Source organism: Streptomyces sp. NPDC001393, from assembly GCF_053597455.1.
Map to the genome: position 1 here is coordinate 1 of NZ_JBSFIH010000057.1, position 23,517 is coordinate 23,517.

Annotated in this window: 19 protein-coding genes and 4 pseudogenes; 10 read left to right on the top strand and 13 right to left on the bottom strand. The window is 71.1% G+C overall.

Annotation, left to right across the window (positions count from 1 at the left end; translation table 11 throughout):
* Positions 1 to 171 precede the first annotated feature (171 nt).
* The 3 genes and pseudogenes from ACWC2T_RS37665 to ACWC2T_RS37675 all read left to right on the top strand — a co-directional run bounded on the left by ACWC2T_RS37665 (position 172) and on the right by ACWC2T_RS37675 (position 2,683).
* On the top strand, positions 172 to 1,707 hold the full coding sequence (locus ACWC2T_RS37665; RefSeq protein WP_450674836.1) for an APC family permease: 1,536 nt from the start codon (positions 172 to 174) through the stop codon (positions 1,705 to 1,707).
* 35 nt (positions 1,708 to 1,742) lie between these two features.
* Positions 1,743 to 2,218 (top strand): annotated as a pseudogene (locus tag ACWC2T_RS37670) (amidohydrolase family protein); the annotation flags it as partial.
* Positions 2,219 to 2,293: 75 nt separating this feature from the next.
* The gene (locus ACWC2T_RS37675) at positions 2,294 to 2,683 is read left to right on the top strand and encodes a VOC family protein (protein WP_450674837.1); all 390 of its coding nucleotides are present in this window, start codon (positions 2,294 to 2,296) and stop codon (positions 2,681 to 2,683) included.
* Between the two features lie 9 nt (positions 2,684 to 2,692).
* Here ACWC2T_RS37675 and ACWC2T_RS37680 read toward each other — a convergent pair whose 3' ends face one another.
* Complete coding sequence (locus ACWC2T_RS37680) at positions 2,693 to 3,385, bottom strand: NAD(P)-dependent oxidoreductase (protein ID WP_450674838.1); 693 nt, start codon at positions 3,383 to 3,385, stop codon at positions 2,693 to 2,695.
* A gap of 202 nt (positions 3,386 to 3,587) precedes the next feature.
* Between ACWC2T_RS37680 and sigJ the strand changes: the two genes are divergently transcribed.
* Complete coding sequence (sigJ, locus tag ACWC2T_RS37685; protein WP_450674839.1) at positions 3,588 to 4,547, top strand: RNA polymerase sigma factor SigJ; 960 nt, start codon at positions 3,588 to 3,590, stop codon at positions 4,545 to 4,547.
* A 63-nt stretch (positions 4,548 to 4,610) separates the two neighbouring features.
* Here the strand turns inward: sigJ and ACWC2T_RS37690 are convergent.
* The 7 genes and pseudogenes from ACWC2T_RS37690 to ACWC2T_RS37720 all read right to left on the bottom strand — a co-directional run.
* A pseudogene (locus tag ACWC2T_RS37690) lies at positions 4,611 to 4,904 on the bottom strand (right-handed parallel beta-helix repeat-containing protein); the annotation flags it as partial.
* A gap of 33 nt (positions 4,905 to 4,937) precedes the next feature.
* Positions 4,938 to 5,495 carry a DUF3291 domain-containing protein gene (locus tag ACWC2T_RS37695; protein WP_450674840.1) on the bottom strand — a complete coding sequence of 186 codons (558 nt, stop codon included), beginning with the start codon at positions 5,493 to 5,495 and terminating at the stop codon, positions 4,938 to 4,940.
* A 652-nt stretch (positions 5,496 to 6,147) separates the two neighbouring features.
* Positions 6,148 to 6,855 carry a DUF4232 domain-containing protein gene (locus ACWC2T_RS37700; protein ID WP_450674841.1) on the bottom strand — a complete coding sequence of 236 codons (708 nt, stop codon included), beginning with the start codon at positions 6,853 to 6,855 and terminating at the stop codon, positions 6,148 to 6,150.
* 235 nt (positions 6,856 to 7,090) lie between these two features.
* Complete coding sequence (katG, locus tag ACWC2T_RS37705; protein ID WP_450674842.1) at positions 7,091 to 9,316, bottom strand: catalase/peroxidase HPI; 2,226 nt, start codon at positions 9,314 to 9,316, stop codon at positions 7,091 to 7,093.
* A gap of 33 nt (positions 9,317 to 9,349) precedes the next feature.
* Entirely contained in the window at positions 9,350 to 9,787 is a 438-nt protein-coding gene (locus ACWC2T_RS37710) for a Fur family transcriptional regulator (protein ID WP_365328402.1), read from the bottom strand.
* Between the two features lie 1,027 nt (positions 9,788 to 10,814).
* Positions 10,815 to 11,732: an NADP-dependent oxidoreductase gene (locus tag ACWC2T_RS37715; RefSeq protein ID WP_450674843.1), complete on the bottom strand. Its 918-nt coding sequence runs from the start codon at positions 11,730 to 11,732 to the stop codon at positions 10,815 to 10,817.
* Between the two features lie 232 nt (positions 11,733 to 11,964).
* Positions 11,965 to 13,126, bottom strand: a pseudogene (locus ACWC2T_RS37720) (RNA-guided endonuclease InsQ/TnpB family protein).
* Between the two features lie 40 nt (positions 13,127 to 13,166).
* On the opposite strand from ACWC2T_RS37720, the gene tnpA reads away from it, so the two are divergent.
* The 6 genes and pseudogenes from tnpA to ACWC2T_RS37750 all read left to right on the top strand — a co-directional run bounded on the left by tnpA (position 13,167) and on the right by ACWC2T_RS37750 (position 18,694).
* Positions 13,167 to 13,565 carry an IS200/IS605 family transposase gene (gene tnpA / locus ACWC2T_RS37725; protein ID WP_450674844.1) on the top strand — a complete coding sequence of 133 codons (399 nt, stop codon included), beginning with the start codon at positions 13,167 to 13,169 and terminating at the stop codon, positions 13,563 to 13,565.
* 114 nt (positions 13,566 to 13,679) lie between these two features.
* A pseudogene (locus ACWC2T_RS37730) lies at positions 13,680 to 14,426 on the top strand (MFS transporter); the annotation flags it as partial.
* Positions 14,427 to 14,446: 20 nt separating this feature from the next.
* Complete coding sequence (locus ACWC2T_RS37735; protein WP_450674845.1) at positions 14,447 to 15,463, top strand: Gfo/Idh/MocA family oxidoreductase; 1,017 nt, start codon at positions 14,447 to 14,449, stop codon at positions 15,461 to 15,463.
* Positions 15,460 to 16,329 (top strand): sugar phosphate isomerase/epimerase family protein, encoded by an 870-nt coding sequence (locus ACWC2T_RS37740; RefSeq protein WP_450674846.1) that lies wholly within the window; start codon positions 15,460 to 15,462, stop codon positions 16,327 to 16,329. Before ACWC2T_RS37735 ends, ACWC2T_RS37740 begins: the two co-directional genes overlap by 4 nt.
* Before the next feature lie 180 nt (positions 16,330 to 16,509).
* Positions 16,510 to 17,691, top strand: coding sequence for an acyltransferase family protein (locus ACWC2T_RS37745; RefSeq protein WP_450674847.1), 1,182 nt, complete (start codon positions 16,510 to 16,512; stop codon positions 17,689 to 17,691).
* Positions 17,692 to 17,941: 250 nt separating this feature from the next.
* The gene (locus ACWC2T_RS37750) at positions 17,942 to 18,694 is read left to right on the top strand and encodes a class I SAM-dependent methyltransferase (protein ID WP_450674848.1); all 753 of its coding nucleotides are present in this window, start codon (positions 17,942 to 17,944) and stop codon (positions 18,692 to 18,694) included.
* Between the two features lie 161 nt (positions 18,695 to 18,855).
* On the opposite strand, the gene ACWC2T_RS37755 is transcribed toward ACWC2T_RS37750, so the two are convergent.
* The 5 genes from ACWC2T_RS37755 to ACWC2T_RS37775 all read right to left on the bottom strand — a co-directional run bounded on the left by ACWC2T_RS37755 (position 18,856) and on the right by ACWC2T_RS37775 (position 23,282).
* The gene (locus ACWC2T_RS37755; protein WP_450674849.1) at positions 18,856 to 19,671 is read right to left on the bottom strand and encodes an inositol monophosphatase family protein; all 816 of its coding nucleotides are present in this window, start codon (positions 19,669 to 19,671) and stop codon (positions 18,856 to 18,858) included.
* 93 nt (positions 19,672 to 19,764) lie between these two features.
* Positions 19,765 to 21,558: an RICIN domain-containing protein gene (locus ACWC2T_RS37760; protein ID WP_450674850.1), complete on the bottom strand. Its 1,794-nt coding sequence runs from the start codon at positions 21,556 to 21,558 to the stop codon at positions 19,765 to 19,767.
* Positions 21,559 to 21,700: 142 nt separating this feature from the next.
* Complete coding sequence (locus tag ACWC2T_RS37765) at positions 21,701 to 21,874, bottom strand: hypothetical protein (RefSeq protein WP_450674851.1); 174 nt, start codon at positions 21,872 to 21,874, stop codon at positions 21,701 to 21,703.
* A 26-nt stretch (positions 21,875 to 21,900) separates the two neighbouring features.
* A complete protein-coding gene (locus ACWC2T_RS37770; RefSeq protein ID WP_450674851.1) occupies positions 21,901 to 22,074 on the bottom strand; it encodes a hypothetical protein in 174 nt (57 codons plus the stop codon).
* A 26-nt stretch (positions 22,075 to 22,100) separates the two neighbouring features.
* On the bottom strand, positions 22,101 to 23,282 hold the full coding sequence (locus ACWC2T_RS37775; RefSeq protein ID WP_450674852.1) for an FAD-dependent oxidoreductase: 1,182 nt from the start codon (positions 23,280 to 23,282) through the stop codon (positions 22,101 to 22,103).
* Positions 23,283 to 23,517 lie beyond the last annotated feature (235 nt).

Below are 23,517 nucleotides of genomic sequence, written 5' to 3' on the forward strand. Positions count from 1 at the left end.
GATCGCCAGTCCGACCCGAAAGCAGCGGGCGCCCAGCCACTTCCACGCCCTCTGCACCGCCACCAGCTGACCCTCACAAGATCGCCAACAGAGTCAAGCCTTTAGGTATGCGGCTTCGGCTGCCCCACCACCGGGAACCCCCTCCCCTCCGCCGCCAGAAGGGCTCCCCGTATGTCCGTGTCCCCCGCCGTTCCCCCGGAGCAGCGAGCGCCGTCCGGCACGGCGACGCTCCGGTCCGGTTCCCTCGGCACCACCGACATCGCCTTCTTCGTCGTCTCCGCCGCCGCTCCCCTGACCGTCATGGCCGGGGTCGCACCGCTCGCGATCCTGCTGGGCGGCATCGGCGCGCCCGTCGGCTATCTCCTCGCCGGGGTGACCCTCGCCGTCTTCGCCGTCGGCTTCACCACCATGAGCCGCCATGTGACCAGCGGCGGCGCCTTCTACGCCTACATCACGGGCGGCCTGGGCCGCCCGGTCGGCATCGGCGCCGCCCTGCTGGCACTGACCGGCTACAACGGCATGGAGATCGGCGTCTATGGCCTGCTCGCCACGACCACACGCGACACCCTGCACACCCTCGTCGGCGTCGCCGTGCCCTGGCTGCCGGTCTCCCTGGCCGGACTGCTGCTGATCGGCTACGGCGGCTACCGCTCGATCGACTTCGGCGCCAAGGTCCTCGGCGTGCTGCTGGTCTGCGAGACCGGCATACTCGTGCTGCTCGCCGGCGGGGTGCTGGTGAGGGGCGGCGCCCATGGGCTGTCGCTCGCCGCACTGGCGCCCGCCCATGTGCTCGTGCCGGGCATGGCGGCCGTACTCGCCTTCGCCTTCGCCGCGTTCACCGGATTCGAGTCGACGGTCATCTACCGCCGCGAGGCCCGCGACCCCGGCCGCACGGTCCCGCGCGCCACCTATCTGGCCATCGGATTCCTCGGCCTGTTCTACGCGTTCGTCGTCTGGATCGCCGTCCAGGCCTTCGGCGACGACCAGGTGGTGCGCGCGGCCGGCAAGGATCCGGCGGGCCTGTTCTTCACCGCGATCAGCACCTACGTGGGCGGCCGGGCCGCCGACCTGATGCACCTCTTCATCGTCACCAGCGTCATCGCCTGCCTCCTCGCCTTCCACAACGCCATCAACCGCTATGTCCTCGCGCTGGCCGAGGAGGGCGTACTGCCCGGCAGCCTCGGCCGGATCCACCCGCGCCACCGCTCCCCGTACGTCGCCGGCGTCGCCCAGACCGTCCTCGGCGCCGTGGTCGTCCTCGCGTTCTGGGCCGCGCACGCCGACCCGTACCAGCAACTGCTGCTGTGGGTGAACACCCCGGGCATGATCGGCCTGTTGCTGCTGCAGCTGCTCGCCGCGATCGCCGTGCCGTGCTACTTCCGGCGGGTGCGCCACACCGAGGGAGCCGTGCGCACGGTGGTGGCACCGGTGCTCGCCACCGTTCTGCTGGCGACCGCGATCGTGCTGGTCGTGACCCACATCGACCTGTTCACCGGCGCGTCCGCGACCGTGAACGTGCTGCTCGTCGTCGTGGCGCCGGCCGTCTTCGCCCTCGGCCTGCCGCTGGCCCGGTGGCTGCGCCGCTCCCGCCCGGACGTCTACGCCCGGTTCGCCACCGAACCCGGTGACGACGCCGTCCCGGCCGGCGAGGACACCGCTCCCGGCCAGGACACCGCACCGGCCGCGGTCACCGCATCGAGGGGGTGACCCGAACGCCCCCTTGCCGTACAGGAGTTGCTCCGCATGCCCGCTGCCGCGCCGCGTTCTGGCCGGATCCGCACGCCTACGCCGAGGCCGTCCGCACCCTGCACACGGCCGGCGTCCGCACCGCCACCCACGCCAACGGGGACGCGGCCGAACGGCATGCCCTGGACACCGTCGCCGCTCTCGGGCCGAGGGGGCACGGTGCCCACCGGATCGAGCACATCGAGACCGCTCCGGACGAACTGCTCCCCGGCTTCGCCGAGTTGGGGGTCACGGCCTGCCTGCAGCCGCCGCACACCGGGTACACCCGCTGCGACGGCACCGACGAGTGGTCCCGGTGGCCGACCTCACCGCGCCGGCCGTGGACCCCGTGCACGCCCCCGCCGACGAACTCGCCGAATCTCCGGTGGCGTTGACACTCACCGGCGGGTACGTGACCCACCGGGCGCCTCACGGCGGCCGGTGGAACACGCGGGCCATCGCCGTCGACACGCCGCCTTGCCCCCGTTTATGATCGTTCGCGGCATCGCGTGCCGGTCACCGGCCGGGTGAGGCATGGAGGTGCCAGGACATGCCGTGGAGGCATTCCTTGTCGGTTCAGTTCAACCACACCATCGTCCATGCCCGGGACAACCGGGAGTCCGCCGAGTTCTTCAGCGGGCTGCTCGGTCTCGAGATCACCGCGGAATGGGGCCCGTTCGTCGCTGTCGCCCTCGCGAACGGAGTCACCCTGGACTTCGCCACCATCCCCGAGGAACACATCACCCCCCAGCACTACGCCTTCCTGGTCTCCGAGGAGGAGTTCGACGCCGCGTACGCGCGGATCGTCGAGCACGGCATCGCACACTGGGCCGACCCGCACCGGCGACAGCCCGGCACGATCAACCACAACGACGGCGGGCGCGGCGTGTACTTCCTGGATCCGGCGGGCCACGCCCTGGAGCTGATCACCGTCCCCTACGGGGGCTGGCCCTCCTGACCGGCGCGTTCACCTGCCGAACCCCTCCTTCTTGACGAGGTCGAGGAAGCGCGGGGTGCCGTCGGTGGTGCGCACGTCGAGAAAGGCGCGCGCATGCCCCTCGGTGACGGCCTCGCGCACCAGCGCATGCGCGAGGTCGGCTCGGGAGGTGAACCGCCCGGGCAGCCGGCCGGGCGCCAGCCGGTAGTCGCTGACCTCGGCCGTGTCGAAGAGACCGGCGGGCCGGAGCACCGTCCAGTCGTGACCGCTCGCGCGCACGATCTCCTCCATGCGGCGCATGTCGTCGTAGACGGTTCGCCCGATGACCCGCACGAAGAAGGGCTCGAGCACCTTCCGGAAGAAGACGCCTTCGCCGGGTGCGGGCCCGTCGGACAGGACGGTGGAGGTGACGCACACCAGGCGCCGGACGCCGTGCCGGGTCATGGCCCGGGTGATGTGGGTGAGGCCGGTCGAGTACACGGTGACCGGGGCCCGGCCGTAGGGGACGCCGAGCGTGGAGATCACCGCGTCGTGGCCGGCGACGACCCGGCCGACCGCCCCCGCCTGCAGGACGTCGGCCTCCGCGACCCGCAGACGGGGATGATCGAGCGGGAAGTCGGCGGGGTGACGGGTCACGGCGGTGACGCTGTGTCCGGCGGCGGTCGCCTGCTCGGTGACCTGCCGTCCGGTCGGCCCGTTGGCGCCGAAGACGACGAGTCGCATGGGCTGCCCTGCCTCTCTGTTCGGCCTTCGCTTCTGTTCGGCCTTCGCTGCGATGGCGCTGCTGCCGTGGACCCAGAGGGCCGGAAGGGCGGCAGGTGTGACAGCGCGGGTGCAGGATGAGACCTACGGCACACATCCACCCCCGATGTCACACTCCGGGGCCCCGGCCCCTCTGGGTGGGCAGACGTCGTGAGGAGATGCCATGGCCGACAGCCGGACGCCGACGGGGGCGGACACCGCCACGCAGGCGTTCCTCGACCACCGCGAGCTGCTGTTCGCGGTGGCGTACAACATGCTGGGCACCGTCACCGACGCCGAGGACGTGCTGCAGGAGACCTGGCTGTCCTGGGCGGGGCGTGCGGGTGCCGGGAACACAGGGAAGGCGGCGCAGGTCGAGCATCCGCGGGCCTACCTCGTGCGGATCACCGTGCGGCACGCGCTCGCACGGCGGGCACGGATCGCCCGGCGGCGCGAGACCTACGTGGGGCCGTGGCTGCCGGAACCCTTGCTCACCGACGGCCCTTCCGGCCCGGCGGCCGGCGAGGACGCGTCCGAGGGCGCGGTGCGCACCGAGTCCGTGTCGCTGGCCATGCTGATCGTGTTGGAGACCCTGACCCCGCTGGAGCGGGCGGTGTTCGTCCTGCACGAGGTGTTCGGCTACGCACACACCGAGATCGCGGACGTCCTCGGCCGCAGCCCCGCGGCCGTACGGCAGCTCGCGCACCGCGCCCGGTCCCATGTGCGCGCCAGGCGCCCCCGCTACCAGGCCCATCCCCGGGTCCGGCGGCAGGCGACGGAACGGTTCGTGGCCGCCGCGCTCGGCGGGGATCTCGGGGCGCTACTGGAGATCCTGGCTCCCGAGGCCACGCTGTGGACGGACGGCGGCGCCAAGGCGCAGGCGGCACCACGGCCGATCCGCGGGCGGGACAAGGTCGCACGGGCGCTGACCGGGTACGCCGCGCGTGCGGCGGCGGGGCTGGAGTTCCAGCACCGGGACGTCAACGGCGACGCGGCCGTGGTGGTGTTCGAGGACGGCGCCCCGCACGCGGTGATGGTCATGGACCTCGACCCGGACGGCGCGCAGGTCCGAGAGGTGTACCTTGTCACGAACCCGGACAAACTCTCGGCGCTGGATCCGGGCGAGCCGCGTCCGAAGGTCTGACGGCACGCGGGACGCCACCGCAAGGGGCGTCCCGCCGGGAGACCGTGGTGCACTGGGCCGCGACTACGGCGTCACGACGGTCCCGCCGAAGGTCACCACGAGGTGCCCGTCCGAGGCGAAGGACCAGCCGAGGGCTCCCGAGTACGAGGAGCAGCGGGAGCCGTTCGTACCGGTCCGGAACTGGTCGGAGCTGTCGGAGTCACCGGAGATCTTGTCGTTCGAGCCGCTGACGGCCAAGCGGCAGGAGGTGTCGTTGCGGAACACCGAAGTACCCGCGTCGAAGGCGAAATTGCGCTCGGTGTTGTCGATGCTCGCGTTGTTGGAGATGGTCATCGTGCCGGGGTTGCTGTTGGGCGTTTGACAGCGAATCCAGTCGTTCAGGCTTCCTTGTCAGTGAACCTGGTCGCTCTTCGGCCCGATGCCTTTGATCCTGGTCGGAGTTCCGTCCGGGGTGAACGAGTCGTGGAAGGTGAAGGCGTGCGGCGCGGAGCCGTGGTCGTGGAGGTACTCCAGCCTGGTAACCCCGTCCCGCCAGGTGGGTATCACGCCGTCGGAGACCCACCAGAACACGTAATTCGGGTGCCCTGTCCTCTCGAACCAGTCGTAACGCCTGTTCAGCGCCTCACGGTGCAGACCGGCGTAGACGGCGTCGAAGGCGGGGCGCAGGTCGGTCCAGAGCGAGAGGGTCGCGGCCAGGGCGGTGGTTTCCACCGTACGGCCCTTGTCGTACCACGTCGGTACGGCGAACTCTCCCCATGCACCCCAGTCCGCCTCGAAGAGCATGCCCCGGTCACCGTCTGCCGCTTCAGCACGAGCGAGATATCCGGGGTGCTGACTCATCTTCCGGTAGACGGCCTCACCAATGTCGTAGAACTCGCGCGTGAGAGGTGCGGGATCGGCGAGAGGTGACTTCAGGACGCCGAATGTGTACAGAGCAAGATGGGGCATGCGTCTCTCCCTGGTTGGGGCTGCGACCGACTCATCCCGTCGCGGCTGGCCCAGTGCGACCGTGGCGACCACTGAAGGCCAGGTAAAGGTAGCTGCCTCTGCGAGCCATGTCGAAGTTGCAATTTCCCTGTCCAAGTGGCCTCTTGCACAGGTCCTTGCGCGAACTGCCGCCCAGGAAAAGGGTTTCAGGACTGGCCGACGGCTCGCTCTCCTACGCGCTCGTACGAGTTCCGCCGGAGCCGGGCGCGTTCCGGGTGCCCGCTTGCCGCTTGCGTCGCCAGGACGGGCGCCGCCAAGGCCGGCGATTCCACCGGGACGGCGTCCGCCGCCCGCGCGGCGACCCGCATCGGTGAACTCACCCAGAGCACGCACTCACACCGAACGCCGCCGAGAAGGCCACGCAAGCCGAAGTGGACGCCGCCGAGAGACCAAGGTGTCGCCGCTGGGCGCCCCCTCCGCCGGCCTGGACGAGAAGTACGCGCAGGCCCGCGCGGTGGTGCTCGGTCACTGCGTCATCGAGGCCCCCCTCGCCACGCCGTACTGGGCTTGCGCGCCCCCGCCGCTGCTCGGCTGGGGACGTGCGAGCCCCGCGGCAGGCGGGCGGCAGCACCGGGGCGCACCCGGAGACGGCCGCCCGCCGGTCACGTGCCGGTCAGGCCGGCTTCGCCGCCGAGACCGCGGTCGCGGTGACGGTGTTGTCGCACTCGGCGAACTCACCGTCGGACAGGGCGACTTGGTGCGCGCCCGAGCCGGACAGGCCGACCACGAGCGTCGGGTAGACCGCGGGCTTGGCGCCGGAGACGCAGTAGCCGTCGCCCTCGCCCTCGACCTGGACGAAGGTCAGCTTCACCCAGGCCTTGCCGCCCGGCGCGAGGCGCACCGGCGAGGCGAGACCCTTGGGGGTCACCTTCAGGGGTCTGTTGTGCTCGGGGGAACCGTTGCCCGCACCGGCCACCGAGGGGTGGCCCTGCAGGACGCAGGCGTGTCCGGAGACGTTGGTGAACTCGATGAGCGCCGTGCCGGTGCCGGTGCCCACCCGGTTGTCGGGCCCCTGCAGGGCCGTCGCCTGCACAGCCGACACCGGACATGTCGACGCCGAGCCGGCCGAGGTGTCGGACGCCGGAGAGACCGCGGCGCTCGGCGCCGTCGACGTGCCGCCGGAGGATCCCGAGGTCGACGGCGGCGTGGCGGTGGGACGCGCGGCGGTGGCAGTGCCGGAGGCGGTGCCGGCAGCCGGGGTCGGGGAGGACGTCTTGGCGGCCCCGTCGCCGCCTCCCGGCCCGCATGCCGTGAGCGACAGCGCGGCGGCGATCACTGCCGTCGCCGACGCGGCGAGGCGGATGGTGTTGCGGTGGTGCATGAGGTCCCCCGATTCCGGTGGTTCGACCGGCTCCCTGCCGATGCTCGCCGAGGGAGACAGGGTCGGGGGACGCCGGGTTTCCGCTGTGGATCGGCTGTGACCGTTGTGGATCATCTGTGACAGTTCTGTGCACGGCAGAACCGCCCCCGGCGTACGACGAGGGCGTCCGGCCCGACCCGTACAGGTCGGACCGGACGCCCTCATGGCCGTACTCAGACCAGCCTCATGGCCGTACTCAGACCAGGTCGAACCGGTCCAGGTTCATGACCTTGTCCCACGCCGCGACGAAGTCCTTCACGAACTTCTCCTTCGCGTCGTCGCTCGCGTAGACCTCGGCGAGGGCGCGCAGCTCGGAGTTGGAGCCGAAGACGAGGTCGGCGCGGCTGCCGGCCCACTTCAGCTCGCCCGTGACGGCGTCACGGCCCTCGAACGTGGTCTGGTCCTGGGAGGTCGACTTCCAGGTCGTGCCCATGTCGAGCAGGTTGACGAAGAAGTCGTTGGTGAGGACGCCGGGCGTCTTGGTGAGGACGCCGAGCTGCGACTGCTGGTGGTTGGCGCCGAGGACGCGCAGACCACCGACGAGCACCGTCATCTCGGGGGCGCTCAGGGTCAGCAGGTTCGCCTTGTCGACCAGCAGGTACTCGGCCGGCAGGCGGTTGCCCTTGCCGAGGTAGTTGCGGAAGCCGTCCGCGGTCGGCTCCAGCGCCTCGAAGGACTCGGCGTCGGTGTGCTCCTCGGTCGCGTCCACGCGGCCCGCGGTGAAGGGCACCTGCACCTCGAATCCGCCCTCCTTGGCGGCCTTCTCGACCGCGGCGACACCGCCGAGGACGATGAGGTCCGCGAGGGAGACCTTCTTGGCGCCGGAGGAGGCGTTGAACTCCTGCTGGATGCCTTCGAGGGTGCGCAGCACCTGGGCCAGCTCGTCGGGCTCGTTGACCTCCCAGCCGCGCTGCGGCTGCAGTCGGATGCGGGCGCCGTTGGCGCCGCCGCGCTTGTCGCTGCCGCGGAAGGTGGAGGCGGACGCCCAGGCGGTGGTGACCAGCTGGGACACCGAAAGACCGGAGCCGAGCAGCTTGGTCTTCAGGGCCGCGATGTCGGCGTCGTCGATCAGCTCGCCCTCGCGCTCCGGCAGCGGGTCCTGCCAGATCAGGGTCTCCGCCGGGACCTCCGGGCCGAGGTACAGCGACTTCGGGCCCATGTCACGGTGGGTGAGCTTGTACCAGGCGCGGGCGAAGGCGTCCGCGAACTCCTGCGGGTTCTCGTGGAACCGGCGGGAGATCGGCTCGTAGATCGGGTCGAAGCGCAGCGACAGGTCGGTGGTGAGCATCGTCGGGAGACGCTTCTTCGACGGGTCCTGCGGGTCGGGGACGATCGCCTCGGCGTCCTTGGCCACCCACTGCTTGGCGCCGGCCGGGGACTCGGTCAGCTCCCACTCGTAGCCGAAGAGGATGTCGAAGAAGCCGTTGTCCCACTGGGTCGGCGTGGCGGTCCAGGTCACCTCGAGGCCGGAGGTGATGGCGTCCGCGCCCTTGCCGGTGCCGTAGCTGCTCTTCCAGCCGAGGCCCTGCTCCTCGAGGCCGGCGGCCTCGGGGTCGGCGCCGACCGCGTCGGCGGGGCCGGCGCCGTGGGTCTTGCCGAAGGTGTGGCCGCCGGCGATCAGCGCGACGGTCTCCTCGTCGTTCATCGCCATGCGGCGGAAGGTCTCACGGATGTCGCGGGCCGCGGCCAGCGGGTCCGGGTTGCCGTTGGGGCCCTCGGGGTTGACGTAGATCAGACCCATCTGGACGGCGCCGAGCGGGTTCTCCAGCTCGCGGTCGCCGGTGTAGCGCTTGTCGTCCAGCCAGGTGGTCTCGGGACCCCAGTAGACGTCCTCCTCCGCCTCCCAGACGTCTGCGCGGCCACCGCCGAAGCCGAAGGTGTCGAAGCCCATGGTCTCCAGCGCCACGTTGCCGGCGAGGATCATCAGGTCGGCCCAGGAGATCTTCTGGCCGTACTTCTTCTTCACCGGCCACAGCAGGCGGCGGGCCTTGTCCAGGTTGGCGTTGTCCGGCCAGCTGTTCAGCGGGGCGAAGCGCTGCTGACCGGCGCCGGCGCCGCCGCGGCCGTCGCTGATGCGGTAGGTGCCCGCGCTGTGCCAGGCCATACGGATGATCAGCGGGCCGTAGTGGCCGAAGTCGGCGGGCCACCAGTCCTGCGAGGTGGTGAGCACCTCGGCGATGTCCCGCTTCACGGCCGGAAGGTCCAGGCTCTGGAAGGCCTCGGCGTAGTCGAACTCCTCACCGAGCGGGTTCGTCACGGGCGGGTTCTTGGCAAGGATCTTCAGGTTGATCCGCTCCGGCCACCACTGGCGGTTGCCACCGCCCTGGGTCGGGTGCAGGGCCCGGTCATGGGCGACGGGGCAGCCGCCGCTCGCCCCCTCCGCCTTCGCGTCTGCGACGATCGCGTCGTGGTTCTCAGTCATGGCAATCCTTCCGAACTGTGCGGAACTCGGTGCTCAGGAACTGCGGCCGGTGGAACAGTCGGGGCACATGCCCCAGTAGACGACCTCGGCCTCGTCGATGGCGAAGCCGCGGTCGTCGGATGCGGTAAGACAGGGCGCGTCGCCGACCGCGCAGTCGACGTCGGCCACGGCACCGCACGACCGGCACACGATGTGGTGATGGTTGTCCCCCACGCGTCCCTCGTACCGGGCCGGGTGACCGGCCGGCTCGATACGGCGGACCAGGCCCGCCGCGGTGAGGGCGTGGAGGGCCTCGTAGACGGCTTGCAGGGAGATGTGGCCCACGCGGTTGCGTACCCCGGAGGCGATCGCCTCGACGCCGAGGTGGTCGCCCGCCCGGACGGTCTCCAGCAGCGCGACGCGGGCTGCCGTCACGCGCAGGCCGGCACCGCGGAGCTCTTCGGCGGTGGTCGGGGTCGGGGAGGCGGTCATGAGGCCGAACCTACCCTCATAAACACGAGTGATTCAAGAAAACGAGCGATGCAATTTTGGTCGCGTTCCGGTGACCGCCGTCCACCTCGCCGTCCACCTGCGCGCCCGCTCCGACGCCCGGCCGGTCGTTTGCGTTCACGTTTGCCTTCGCGTGGCCCGGCCCGAGTGACCGTACGCACGGGTCGCAGGGCGCGGCGGGCTCCGGCGGGCGGCCGCGGGACGGGCCGGCGGGCCGGCCGGGCAGCGGATCTGTGGGCGGGCCGGGGGCATGCCCGCATCATGTGGCCCCGGGATCGGCGCGACGGCACGGCAAGCCGGACGGTCCTCCGAACGGGTGAGCCGGGCCGCCTCTCCATGCCCGGCCTCCACGCCTGGCCTCTACGCCTGACCGGCCCCGGCGGCCGCTGCGGGCGCGCCTGTGGCAGCGGGCCAGGGCGCGGAAGGCCTCCTCGGGTTCCCGGTTCCGGCCGAAGCCGGGGTCATCCGGGCGGCACCGGACGTCAGGGCGGCGCGGCACGTCAGGGATCATGAACCCTGCATAGGGCACAGAGTCCTGCATGAGGCACATGAACCCCACAGAGCGAGAAACTTGGATTCCGTCGCCGAGGTGGCCGTCGAGAGGGACGCTGGTGGACCTGGACCCCGTCGCCGACGAGCTGTACGGGCTGCGGCCGGAGGAGTTCGTCGCCGCCCGTGACCGCCGCGCCCTGGAGGCCCGCAAGGCCGGTGATCAGGCCCTCGCCAAGGAGATCGGTGCGCTGCGGCGCCCGAGCCTCGCCGCGTGGGTCGGCAATCTGCTCGTACGCCGACGGCCGGAGGAGGTCCAGCCGCTGCTGGACCTGGGCGAGGAGCTGCGCCGGGCGCATCGCGAACTGGACGGTCCGCAGCTGCGTCGGCTCATCCGCCGGCAGAGCGAGGTGATCGGCACGCTCGGCCGGCAGGCGCGGCGGCTGGCGGCGGAGGCCGGGCGTCCGGTGGGTGAGGGGGTCCAGCGAGAGGTCGAGGAGACCCTGCACGCCGTACTCGCTCAGGGGCGCACGCGAATGACGGTCTTGCCCTTGCGCCGCTCGGTCGGGTTGAGCGCAGGGACGGCGTCGTCGAGGGTCGCGACGGTTCCGATGTGCGTGCGAAGGCGCCCGTCCCGCACCCGGTCGACGATCTCCACCAGCTGACTCGGAACGGACTCGACGACGAAGTCGACCGCCAAGCCGTCGACAGGGCGAGTCTCAACAGGCCCGACCACCGACACCAGCGTCCCGCCAGGCCGGATGATTCTCGCCGAGCGCCTTTGGATGTCAGCGCCGATGACATCGAAGACCACGTCGACCCCGCCGATGTCGTCGAGATCCTCGGTGGCGAGGTCGAGGAACTCGTTCGCGCCGAAGTCGAGCGCCGCCTGGCGGTCCGCCGCCCGCCCGGTACCGATGACGTAGGCGCCGAACTCCCGGGCGAGCTGCGTAACCACGGACCCGACTGCGCCGGCGGCGCCGTGTGCGAGGACGCTCTGCCCCGCCTGAAGACGACCGTGCTGGAACAGACCTTGCCACGCGGTCAGGCCGGAGATCGGCAGGCTCGCACCCACCGTGAAGTCGACGTTCCCCGGCAGCGGCGCCAGGTTGCGTGCCTCCACGGCCGCGTACTCGGCCAGGGTTCCATCGCGGTGCCAGTCCGTGATCCCGAACACCCGCTGTCCCAGCGAGAGCCCCGTCGTGCCGTAGCCGAGGGAGGTGACCACTCCGGCGAACTCGTGGCCGATGATCGCCTGGGCTCGATCGCGACCGGCGCGATCGACCCACGTCGAGGGCCACTCCCACTCCGCGGGGACGAAGCCCGACGCATGGACTTCAACGACGACGTCGTTGATCGCCGGCGTCGGCTCAGGCCGCTCCGCGAGTGTGATCCCGGCTGCTTCCGCGGCCGGATCCGTCGCGACGATTGCCTTCACTGGTACCTCCGTATATCTCGTGCTCGTCGGCTCTGTGCGCCGCCCAAGCCATGGAGTGGGCTGATTGGCCCAGAGAGGAACGGCAACAAGATCCGTCACCACGGACGGATGGACCAGTCAACTACTCGGCCCTAAAGGACCGAGTTTGTTGGCTCAGTCCGGAAAGGGCTCCGTTTATGCTCCCGACTGCCCCCTACGGCAGGGCGGTCACGGGGCACATCTACCGGTCCCGCTATGCGGGGACCGGGTCGGGCATGTTGACGAATACCCACGCCGTGGCCCCGCGTATGGCGATGTTGGCCCCGGCGACGTGGTCGGCCGGCCCAGCGAGGCCGCACCGACGACAGTGGAAGTGATCCCGGGTGCGCCGGTTGGCGCGCTCGGTGTGGCCGCAGCGCGGGCAGCGCTGCGAGGTGTAGGCCGGGTCCACCTCGACGAACGGGACTCCGGCGCGTTTGGCCTTGTAGGCGGCGAACGCGCCGAGTTGGTGGAACGGCCAGGAGGACTGGCGTGCTCGCTGGTCGCGCGGAACCGTGACCCGCTCGCGGTTCTTCGAGGGCGATACCGCGTCCGGTGCGTTGGGCGACAGCAACGACAGTCTTGGAGACCTTGTGGTTGATGTGGGTGGCGTGCCGGGCCTCGCGTCGGGCACGCTTCTTCAGCAGCTGTTTCGCACTCCTGGTCTGTTTGGCCTGGAATTCGGCCTTCTTACGGGCCTGCCACCTGCGGTAGCGGCCCAGACGGCGCCCGGAGTGGTTGTCCCCGTCGGATGTGGAGGCGAGGTTGTTGATGCCCCGGTCCACCCCGATGAAGCCCTTCGGCTCGAACACCTCCGGCTCTGGGATGTCGATCGTGGCGACGAGGAACAGCTTCCCGTCCCGTTCGATCAGGTCCGTTTCGCCCTTGCGGTGCTCGGCGAGCTGCTTGAGTGTGCCGGGCGAGCAGGCGAACTGTACGTTCTTGAGCCGTCCGTCCAGAGTCCAGATGCTCACGCTCTGCGCGTCGTAGTTCCACGACAGGCAGCGATCGTCATACGTGTGCGCCGCGTCCGGGCGGAAGACGATGGGCTTGGACTCCGCCCTGCGGCGACGCTTGGAGTGCTCGGGGCCGAGGTTCCCGGCCTTGATGCCGGCCCGCAGCGTCGTGTAGGCGTCGGCGACCCGTTTGATCACATGCTGGGCCGCCTGGGCCCCGAACCCGTGGGCCTTCAGCTCGCCGTAGCACAGCTTGCGCAACTCACGAACCGAGCCCTTGAGCCCCAAGCGGTCGAACGCTACGGACGAGACCCAGTTCGCGGCCTCGTTCGCCGCGTGCAAGGTGCGCTCGATGGCCGGTGCCTGCACGGCATCCGGCGTGAGTTTCACCTGCACGACGAGTTTCATACCAATGACCATAAACATTGACCTATGTCACCGCGATGGGAACCAAACCCCGATGTACGCAGGGGGAGAAGCGTCGTACACCCTCCACGCGCACTTGGTCTTCACTCCCAAGTACCGGCGGAAGGTCTTCACCGGCCAGATCCTCACGCGCTGCGAAGAGGTCATGCGCAAAGTGTGCGAAGACTTCGGCGCAGAGCTGCGGGAATTCAACGGCGAGAGTGACCACGTACACCTGCTCGTGCACTATCCACCGTCCATCGCCCTGTCCCGGCTCGTCGGCAGCCTCAAAGGCGTCTCCGCACGGCGCCTACGGCAGGAATTCCCCGATCACATCAACAAGTACCTGTGCGGCGAACACTCCTGGTCCCCCTCGTACTTCGCCTGCTCCTGCGGTGGCGCACCGCTGGCCGTGGTCAAGGAGTACATCGAGAACCAGAAGCGGCCCGACTGAGCGCGGCGCCGCCGTGGGAGCTTTACCAAGCGATGCGGCGGCGCTCCGCGCCGCCCAGCTCAGGATTGCAATTCCTCCCGGGTCTGAAGACCCGGGGTTCCTTGCAAGAACAGGCTGAAGCAGGTCCGCTCCGAGCAGCGTGCGCGGGCCGAGCTGAGCGAGGTCTCGGCGCTGGCCGTGAAGGAGGAGCAGGAGAAGCTGGGCGGCTGGCAGGACATGAAGGCCACGCCATGGGTGCGCAAGCTGATGTTCATCGGCTTCGGCATCGCGATCGTGCAGCAGATCACCGGTGTCAACACGATCATGTACTACGGCACGCAGATCCTCACGGATGCCGGTTTCGCCGCGGACAGCGCACTGACCGCGAACATCGCCAACGGTGTCATCTCGGTGCTGGCGACCTTCGTCGGCATCTGGCTGCTGGGCCGCGTGAACCGCCGTCCGATGCTGATGACAGGTCAACTGGGCACGACCGCCGCCCTGTTGTTGATCGGCGTGTTCTCGCTGGTGCTGCCGTCCGGTGACGGCCGCGCGTACGCGGTGCTCGCCATGACGGTGACCTTCCTCGCCTTCCAGCAGGGCGCGATCTCGCCGATGACCTGGCTGATGCCGTCGGAGATCTTCCCGATGCGGATGCGCGGCTTCGGCATGGGCGTCGCGGCAGTGGTGCTGTGGCTGACGAACTTCGTCATCGGCCTGGTCTTCCCGTCCCTGATGTCCGGCATCGGTGTCTCCGGCACCTTCTTCCTCTTCGTGGTGGCCGGGATCTTCTCGCTCGCCTTCGTCAGGCTCTGCGTCCCCGAGACCAGGGGCCGCACCCTCGAAACCCTGGAAGCCGAACTCCGGGCGCGTTTCTCCTGAACCTCAGTTGAGGACTGACCATGACCGTACGTGTAGGAGTCATCGGCGCCGGCTGGATCGGCACAGAGCACATCCGGCGCCTCACCCGCACCGTCACCGGTGCCCGCGTCACCGCCGTCACGGACATCGACGCCGCCCGCGCCGAGGAGGCCGCGGCACCGGCCGGCGCGCGGGTGCTGCCCGACGGCGCCGCCGTGGTCGCGGCGGACGACGTGGACGCCGTGCTCGTGACGTCCTGGGGCCCCACCCACGCCGAGCACGTGCTGAACGCGATAGCCGCCGGAAAGCCGGTGTTCTGCGAGAAGCCGCTCGCCACCACCGCCGAGGACTGTCTGAGGATCACCGAGGCGGAGCAGGAGCACGGCCGCCGCCTGGTGCAGGTCGGCTTCGTGCGCCGCTACGACGCCGGCTACCGGCAGCTGAAGCAGGTCGTCGACTCGGGCCGGATCGGCGCGCCGCTGATCGTGCACTGCGCCCACCGCAACCCGACCGTCCCGGAGTCGTACACCTCCGCGATGGCGGCCCTGGACACGGCGGTGCACGAGGTGGACGTGCTGCGCTGGCTGCTGGACGACGAGATCGTCTCCACCCAGGTGGTCACCCCGCGCGCCACGAGCAAGCGGTTCGAACACCTCAGGGATCCGCAGATCATGCTCTTCGAGACCGCCAGGGGCGTCCGTATCGACCTGGAGGTCTTCGTCAACTGCCAGTACGGCTACGACATCCAGTGCGAGGCGGTCGGCGAGGAGGGGCTCGTACGACTGCCCGACCCCGCCTCCGTCGCCGTGCGCACCGGCGGCCGGCACAGCACCGAGGTGCCGACGGACCGGGTGGGCCGCTTCGCGGACGCCTTCGACACCGAGTTCCGCGAGTGGATCGCGAACCTCGCCGCCGGCCAGGAGCCGACCGGGCCGTCGGCCTGGGACGGCTACGCCGCCACCGTGATCACCGGCGCGACCGTCGAGGCCCTGGAGTCGGGGCGCGTCGTCGCCACCGACATCAAGCCCCGCCCCGCCTTCTACGGAGGTGCCGCGTGAAGATCGCCATCGACCCGTACATGTTCCGTGCCCTGCCGATCGACGACATGGTGCGCACGGTGGCCGAACTCGGTTACGAGTACATCGAGTTGTTCCCGCGTGACGACTTCATGCCGTTCTTCCTGCACCCGCGGGCGGACGACGTGCGCGTCGCGGAGCTGAAGAAGTCCCTGCGCGACCACGGGGTCACGCTGTCCTCCGTGCTGCCGCTGTACAAGTGGTCCTCGCCCGACGAGACCGAGCGGCAGGCGGCCGTCCGCTGCTGGAGGCGGATGATCGAGATCACCGTGGACCTCGAATGCCCGCTGATGAACTCGGAGTTCAACGGCCGTCCCGAGCGGGCCGCGCAGAGCGAGGCCGCGTTCTGGCGCTCGCTGGAGGAGTTGCTGCCGCTGCTCGAGCGGGAGGGCATCGCGCTGAACCTGGAGGCGCACCCGGACGACTTCTGCGAGGAGAACACGCCCGCGGTCGACCTGGTCCGCGCTGTCAACAAGCCGTGGGTGAACTACCTGTACTGCGCCCCGCACTCCTTCCATCTGTCGGGTTCGGACCCGACGGCGGACATCGCGGCGATGATGCGCTACGCGGGCGACAAGCTGCAGCACGTGCACATCGCGGACTCCTTCAACCACAAGGGCTCCTCCGGCCTGCGCTACATCCTCAACCCGCCCGGCACCCCGGCCCGGATCCACCAGCACCGCGACATCGGCCAGGGCGAGGTCGACTGGGGGGCGTTCTTCGGCACGCTGCGGGAGCTGAAGTTCGACGGTGCGGCCACGGCCTGTGTGTTCGCCTGGGAGGAACGGGCCCGGGCGTCCTCGGCGTTCATGCTGGAGCGGATCACGAAGGAACTCGCCGCGGGCTGATCAAGGAGATGTGTGGGACATCACTCGTACGGGTGCACCCGGTCCGGCCCTCCGTGGCATACGGGGGAGTCTGTCGTTCGGCAGCGAGTGTGACGTTTGCCATGTGACGTGATGGACTCGGGGTGAACGGGCAAGGTACCCCTTCATGCCCCACGCCAATCCTCTCCGGCAGGTGATTCGATGACAACGGCGACGACCCGGACGTTCCGGACGACGCCGCACACCCGTCCCGGCGACGCGACCGCCCGGGACTCCCCAGCCGCCGCCACGCCCTCGCTGCCCTCCCTCACGGGGCTGCGGTGGATGGCGGCGCTGCTGGTGTTCGGACTCCACGTGAACAACTTCGGCTACTTCGGAGGCACCGGTGGCCGCCTCGTGTACTGGGGCTTCGGCGCCGGTGCCACCGGTGTGTCGTTCTTCTTCGTGTTGTCCGGCTTCGTCCTGACCTGGTCGGCGCGGCCTCGTGACCGCGCGCTGGCCTTCTGGAGACGACGCATCGCGCGCATCTATCCGGTCCACCTGGTCACCCTGGCCGTCGCCCTGGTCATGGCGTACACGCTGGCCGGCCAGCCGAGGCCGACGCCGAAGCAGGCACTGTCCAATGCGCTGCTGCTGCATCCCTGGTGGCGTCCCTGGTGGCAGACACTGAACCCGGTCAGCTGGTCCCTCGGCTGCGAGGCGTTCTTCTACGCCGCCTTCCCGCTGCTGTTCCTGCTGCTGCGCCGGCTCGGCGCGCGTGCCTCGGCCGCGCTGGGCGCTCTGTCGGTGGTGGCGGTCGTGGTGCTGGCCTGGGCGGACGCCCACCACTGGTGGACGTACGCGCTGTACTCCTTCCCGGCGGCCCGGCTGCCCGAGTTCGTCCTCGGTGCGGTGACCGCGCGGCTGGTGCTGCTCGACCGGTGGCGCGGGCCCGGTCTCGAGGCCTCGCTCGCCCTGGCGATCATCGGCTACTTCCTCGTCCCGCAGGTCGCGCCCGGCTACTCCGCCACCATGTGCACCATCGCCGGGTTCACGCTGCTCATCCCGGCCGCGGCCGTCGCTGACATGCAGGGGCTGCCCTCGCTGTGGCGGCGCCGGCGGCTGGTGCGGCTCGGCGAGCTGTCGTTCGCCTTCTACATGATCCATCTGCTGGTGATCCGGGCCGCCACGCAGTTGCTCGGAACGAAGCCGCACTTCGGGCTGCTGGCGGGGGTCGCGGTCACCACGACCGTGTTCACGGTGTCGCTCGGGCTGTCCTGGCTCCTGTACGAGGGGGTGGAGCGCCCGGCGAGACGCCTGCTGCTGCGCCGGCGCCGCCGCCCGGCCGCCCAGCCGGATGCGGCCGAGGCCCGCCCCGAGGCACCGGCCGCCACCCGCGACTGAGCCGCTCCCGCGACCGGGGGAGGCACCCTGGGGCACGCGGCCGAAAAAAGTGCCCTCGGCTCGATCTGGGAAGGCCGCGTGCCGGGGCGTGGTGGGGCCCGGAAGGCCTGCCGGCGGACCTCCGAAGGGGGGTCCCCCGGCCTCCCCTCCCCGTCCACCCTGACGCCCACCGGTGCCCTCGGGCCGGGCACCGCCGCCTGGTATTCCGCCGCCCCCGTCCCTAGGTTGTGGCCACGGGAAAGGGGGCCGGATGGACCGGGACATCCGCACGGTGGAAGACGTACTGCGACTTCTGGACGGGCTGTTCGCACCGGAGGCCGACCGGTGGACACAGGGCGCGGCCGCGTGGTGGGACGACTTCTATACGACACGGGACAAACCGGTGCCGTTCTTCGCGGCGAAGCCGGACGAGAGCCTGGTGGCCTACGTGGAACGCGGTCTCATCAGGCCGGGGCGAGCCCTCGACCTGGGCTGCGGCCCCGGCCGTAACGCGTTGTACCTCGCCGCGCAGGGCTTCGACGTGGACGCCGTCGATCTCTCGCCCGCCGCGATCGCCTGGGCCGAGGAGCGCGCGCGGGAGGCCCCGGGCACCGGGGGCGCCGTGCGGTTCCACTGCGGTGACGCCTTCGCCCTGACCGCGGGCGCCGAAGCGGCGCTGCACGGCCCCTACGACCTCGTCCACGACTCCGGCTGCTTCCACCACCTGCCACCGCACCGCCGGGTCAGCCACCTCGCGCTGCTGGAACGCGTACTGGCGCCGGGCGGGTACTTCTCCCTCACCTGCTTCGCCGCCGGGCGGATGGGCTCCGAGCTCCCCGACGCGGCCTTCTACCGCGAGCCCGGCCTGCACGGCGGTCTCGCCTACACCCCCGAGTCACTGCGCCGGATCTTCTGCGATCTCCAGGAGGTCGAACTGCGCGCCATGCGGCAGGAACCGGCGGACTCCGCGCTGTTCGGCCAGGACTTCCTGTGGACGGCCCTGTTCCGCCGTCCGGCCCGGTAGCTGTCGCGTCAGGCCGTCAGGCGGTAGACGCGAAGCGGTCCCGGACCCGATGGAAGCCGAGCAGTCGGGTGAGCTGCTCCAGGACCGTGGCGGCGCCCCGGGGTCCGGCGAACTGACCGCGTTCTTCAGGTCCTTGACGGGCATTCATTTCGGCCTCTGGGCTAACTCCCCTCGCGCTTCTGGTGATTGATGAGGTCGATCAGTGCGGCGTGGGTGTCCGCGTCGGCCGCCGCGACGAGTCCGCCCGCTCCGCTGAGCACGGGCTCGCCGTCCAGGCCGGTCACCGTGCAGCCGGCCGCCCGGCACAGGGCGATCCCCGCCGCGAAGTGCACGCTGTCGCGCAGGTCGCCGTCGGTGACATAGGCGGCCCGGCGCCCGGCAGCCACCCAGGCCACCGCGAGGGTGCTGGAGATGACCCGGGGCCGGAACCGCCCGGCGAAGCCCGGGTCCGCGAGGAGGCGGACCGCCCGGAAGCCGGGGGCGTTGGGGAAGGGCGGGTCGAGGTTGACGTCCACGAGCGCGGACCCGGCCCAGGGTGTCAGCCGCTCGTCGTGGCCGTCCCTGCGCACCCGGGCCACCGTTCCGTCGGTCCAGAACACCTCGCCGCTGAACGGGTCTGCGGTGGCGGCGGCCGTGACGTCGGCTCCCTCCCGCAGGGCGACGTTCACGCCGACGAGCATGTTCCGCACCGCGTAGTTGAGGGTGCCGCACAGCGGGTCGACGAGCCAGCGGCGGTGGGCGTCGGCGGCGCCGGATGGTCCGCTCTCCTCGCCGGTCGCGGCGTCGTGGGGGCGGGCGGCGCGCAGTACGTCCAGGATGGCCCGCTCGGCGGCGAGGTCCGCCTCGGTCGCGAAGTCGCCGGCGGACTTGTCGTGGCGCTCGAGCCGGCTGCCGTAGAGGTCACGGACCACGGCTGCGCCCGCCTGGGCCGCGCGCACGGCCAGTTGGGCGTCGGAATCCCCGTTGGTGATCGACATGGGCGCAGGATAACCACGGGCAAGCCCCCGGACACGGGGCGGGGGCGGGCCCGCGCGGCCGGGGAGCGCCCGCGCGGGCCGGGACCGGTTCGGTCAGCGGCGTGTGTATCCGGTGGCGCTGAGGGACAGCGTCTGTTCGGCAGCGGAGCGCCCCGCGCCGACGGAACTTCCGCTGCGGTCCGTCCAGGTGCGCACCGGCGTGGTCTCGGCGAGCCGGCCGGAGGTGCCGGAGAGGCCGACCACGAGTCCGCTGTAGCGGTTGACCAGACGGTAGGTGCCGCCGGATGCGTTCGGGATCACGAACCACTGCTGGCCGACCGAGGGCCGGCCGGCCCGTGCCGCCGTGACGGTGGGCCTGGCGCCCCAGGCGCGGCCGGCGGTGGAGGACGAGTCGACGGCGAGCAGCCGGCCGCTCGCGGCGTTGGTGAGGGTGAAGGCGCCGTCGCCGGTCGGGGTGAAGATCCAGATGTCGCGGCCGGATCCGCTGGGCCGCGCCAGCGAGGTGGTGCCGGTGCCGGCGGCCGCCTGGGCGAGGATGCGGCCGGTGCCGCTCGCGATGCGGTAGCCGCGGCTCGTGTCCATCGGCGCGGCCGCGGGTGCGGAGGAGTCCACGGTGATGTCGACGTACTCGCCGGAGGCGTCGTGCGCGCAGCCGAAGGCGCAGTAGGAGCGGAAGGACCTGCCGACGATCGTGGAGCTGGTGCGGTTGGCGCTGTCGAGGAACCAGCGGTACCAGGAGGCGTTGGTGTAGCTGCCGGTGTCCCCGATCAGGCGCCACTTCTGGGTCGCGAGGTCGTCGGTGGCGTAGAGGTACTGCGGTGAGTTCCCGCTCTGGTCGACGGCCTGCGGTTCGCCGATGTACAGCCCGAGATGGGCGTCGTAGGCGATGTTCATGACGAACAGCGGCGAGGTCGGCGGCATGAGGCCCGCCGCGATCTGCTGGGCGGCGGTGCCGGTGTTGGCCGGGTCGTACTCGGCGGAGGCGGGGGTGTAGCCGGTGGGGTGATCGGCGTCCACGGGGACGATGTTGCTCTCCTTGCCGCCGGTACCGGGCTGGGACCAGCCGCCGTCGTACCACTTGCGCCAGGAGCCGGGTGCCATCTTGGCGGAGATCGGGGCGCGGGCCACGTGCTCGTAGAACGCCTTCCAGCCGCCGCTCTTGTCGATGATCCGGGAGCCGTAATAGACGTAGAAGTAGCCGGAGGCGGTGTCGACGAAGAGGCGCTGGTCGCCGTCGCCGTAGGAGTACGTCTGGTTGGGGAAGGCCGTCGTGTCCCCGCGCTCGGTGCTGTAGGGGGACGTGAGCACGTGGTCCTGGATGGTCCAAGTGCGGCCCCGGTCGGTGGAGACGGCGTAGTCGATGGCGTCGTAGTGCAGTCCGTCACCGAAGGGCTGCGGGGTGAACTCGTTGTGCACCAGGCCGTACCAGTCGCCGGTGTCGGGGTCGACCCACACCCCGGACAGGTCGCAGTAGTTCTTCTGGGCGTAGCCGGAGCCGCTCGGCGCGTACGTCGCCTCCCTCCCGGTGGGGTTGTTGTTGCAGCGCCAGGTGGTGTCGTCGTTGCGGTCGGCGGGGTTGGCCGGGTTCACCGCCTTGCTCAGGGCCTTGTCGAAGGTCGCGGTGTCGAAGTCCGTGCCGGTGTAGAAGTCCCAGGTGCGCGGGTCCTTGGCGCCGTACAGGGCGGCGGACTGCTGGTAGTGGAAGGTGCCGTCCCGGTCGAGGTAGGGACTGGCGGGGGTGTCCGTGGGGTGGGTGAAGGGCACCGGGGTCCCCACGGTCACGGTGTAGCCGGCGTCGGCCGCTGTGGCGGCCGGTGCCGGGGACGCGGTGCCACCGCCCAGGACCAGGGCGGCGGTCGCGGCCGCCGCGCCGCCTGCTCTGCTCAAGAGTCGCAACTGTGCTCCTTGGTGCCGAAGGTTCCGAAGGGCCGGTCCCACGGAACGATCCGGCCCGGCGGTTTCCCCGGCAATGGACTCCAGTGCTCCGCCTCTTGCACTTTCACGCACCTGCCCCGCCGACGCCCCCGGGTCAGCTCTCCTCGGGCGGGGCCGCGGACAGCGGGCTGTCCCAGTCGAGTTGGCGGACGAGCGCCTCGTCCGGCTCAGCAGGACGAGCCACGACCGGGCCCGGGCGGGACGAGTTTCCGCCGCCGGATACACCACCGCTGACAGGGATGTCGTGCTCCACCTCGTGCACTCCCACGCGCACCTCCCCGCCGACGCCCCCGGTCAGCTCTCCTCAGGCGGGGCCGCGGACAGCGGGCTGTCCCAGTCGAGTTGGCGGACGAGCGCCTCGTCCGGCTCAGCAGGACGAGCCACGACCGGGCCCGGGCGGGACGAGTTTCCGCCGCCGGATACACCACCGCTGACAGGGATGTCGTGCTCCACCTCGTGCACTCCCACGCGCACCTCCCCGCCAACGCCCCCGGTCAGCTCTCCTCAGGCGGGGCCGCGGACAGCGGGCTGTCCCAGTCGAGTTGGCGGACGAGCGCCTCGTCCGGCTCAGCAGGACGAGCCACGACCGGGCCCGGGCGGGACGAGTTTCCGCCGCCGCGGGAGATGCCGCCGCTGACGGTGATGTTGTGCTCCACCCGTGGGCGCCGGTGCCGCTCGTAGGCGGCGAAAGCGGCCGGTGCGCCGGGCAGGTCGCGCAGCGCCTTGGCGAGGACGACGGCGTCCTCCAGGGCCATCGAGGCTCCCTGGCCGGTCGCCGGGGAGGCCGCGTGGGCCGCGTCGCCGATGAGGAGGACGCGTCCCCGGTGCCAGGCAGCGCCGAGCAGCATCTCGGTGGCGTTGGTGACCATGACAGGCCCCTGGGAGGCGGCGACGATGTCCGCGGCGGGTGTGGCGTCCTTGCGCAGCAGCGGCAGCAGTTCCTCGCGCCAGGGGGCGCGGTGCGCGGAGCCGCCGACGGGGAGCGGTTCGGTGCTCACGCGGGCGAACCAGTACGTCTGCCCAGCGGGCGAGACCGCGTGTCCGAACGTGGTCTCGCTGCCCCGGACGAAAGTGATGACGCCGGTGCCGTCCGCGCCGGCGGCGGTGCCGGTGTAGCCGTAGAAGATCCGCTGGCCCGCGTACACGGGCCGGACAGCCGGGGTGAGGAGCCGGCGGACGGTGGAGTTCAGCCCGTCGGCGCCGACCAGGAGGCCTCCGTGGGCCGACGTGCCGTCGGCGAACCGGGCGATGACGCCGTGCGGGCCGTCCGTGACGGCGACCAGACGGGCGCCGTGGCGCAGGCGGATGCCGCGCCGGGCCGCCTCCTGCTGCAGGGCCGCGTTCAGCTCGCCGCGGCGCAGGCAGCGGTACCGCAGCCCGGGTTCGGCGACCTCGCCGAGCGGTGCGTGCGTCAGCTCGGTGCCGTCGCTGTCGAGCAGCCGCAGCGAAGTCAGCGGAAAACCGACGGCCGTGACGGCGTCCGCGGCGTCGAGCTGGGCCAGGGCGCGCATTCCGTTGCTCGCCAGGGTCAGGAACGCCCCGATGTCCTCGGCCGTGTCGGGGTGCGCCTCGTAGACGGTGACATCGTGTCCGGCCTTGTGCAGGCCGAGCGCGGCCGCGGTCCCCGCGATGCCGCCGCCGATCACCAGGACCCTCGTCGCGTCCGTCCCGCTCAAGTGCCGCTCCTCGCGCCGACAGTGGTGGTGACCATCTAAGGGCAGGGGCGGGCGAGGTGGGGGGCCGGGGGCTGGGATCAGGACAGGATCCGGACTGGTGCCGAAGGGTGCGGGCGAGGTGACCGGCGCAGGGGGCGCAGGGCGGTGTGCGCACCGTGCCGGCGGACGGCGATCCCCCGGCCTCCGGCCCGTGCGCGGCTCGCGCCTGGCGCGCTCCGGCTGCCCCGCGAGCCGC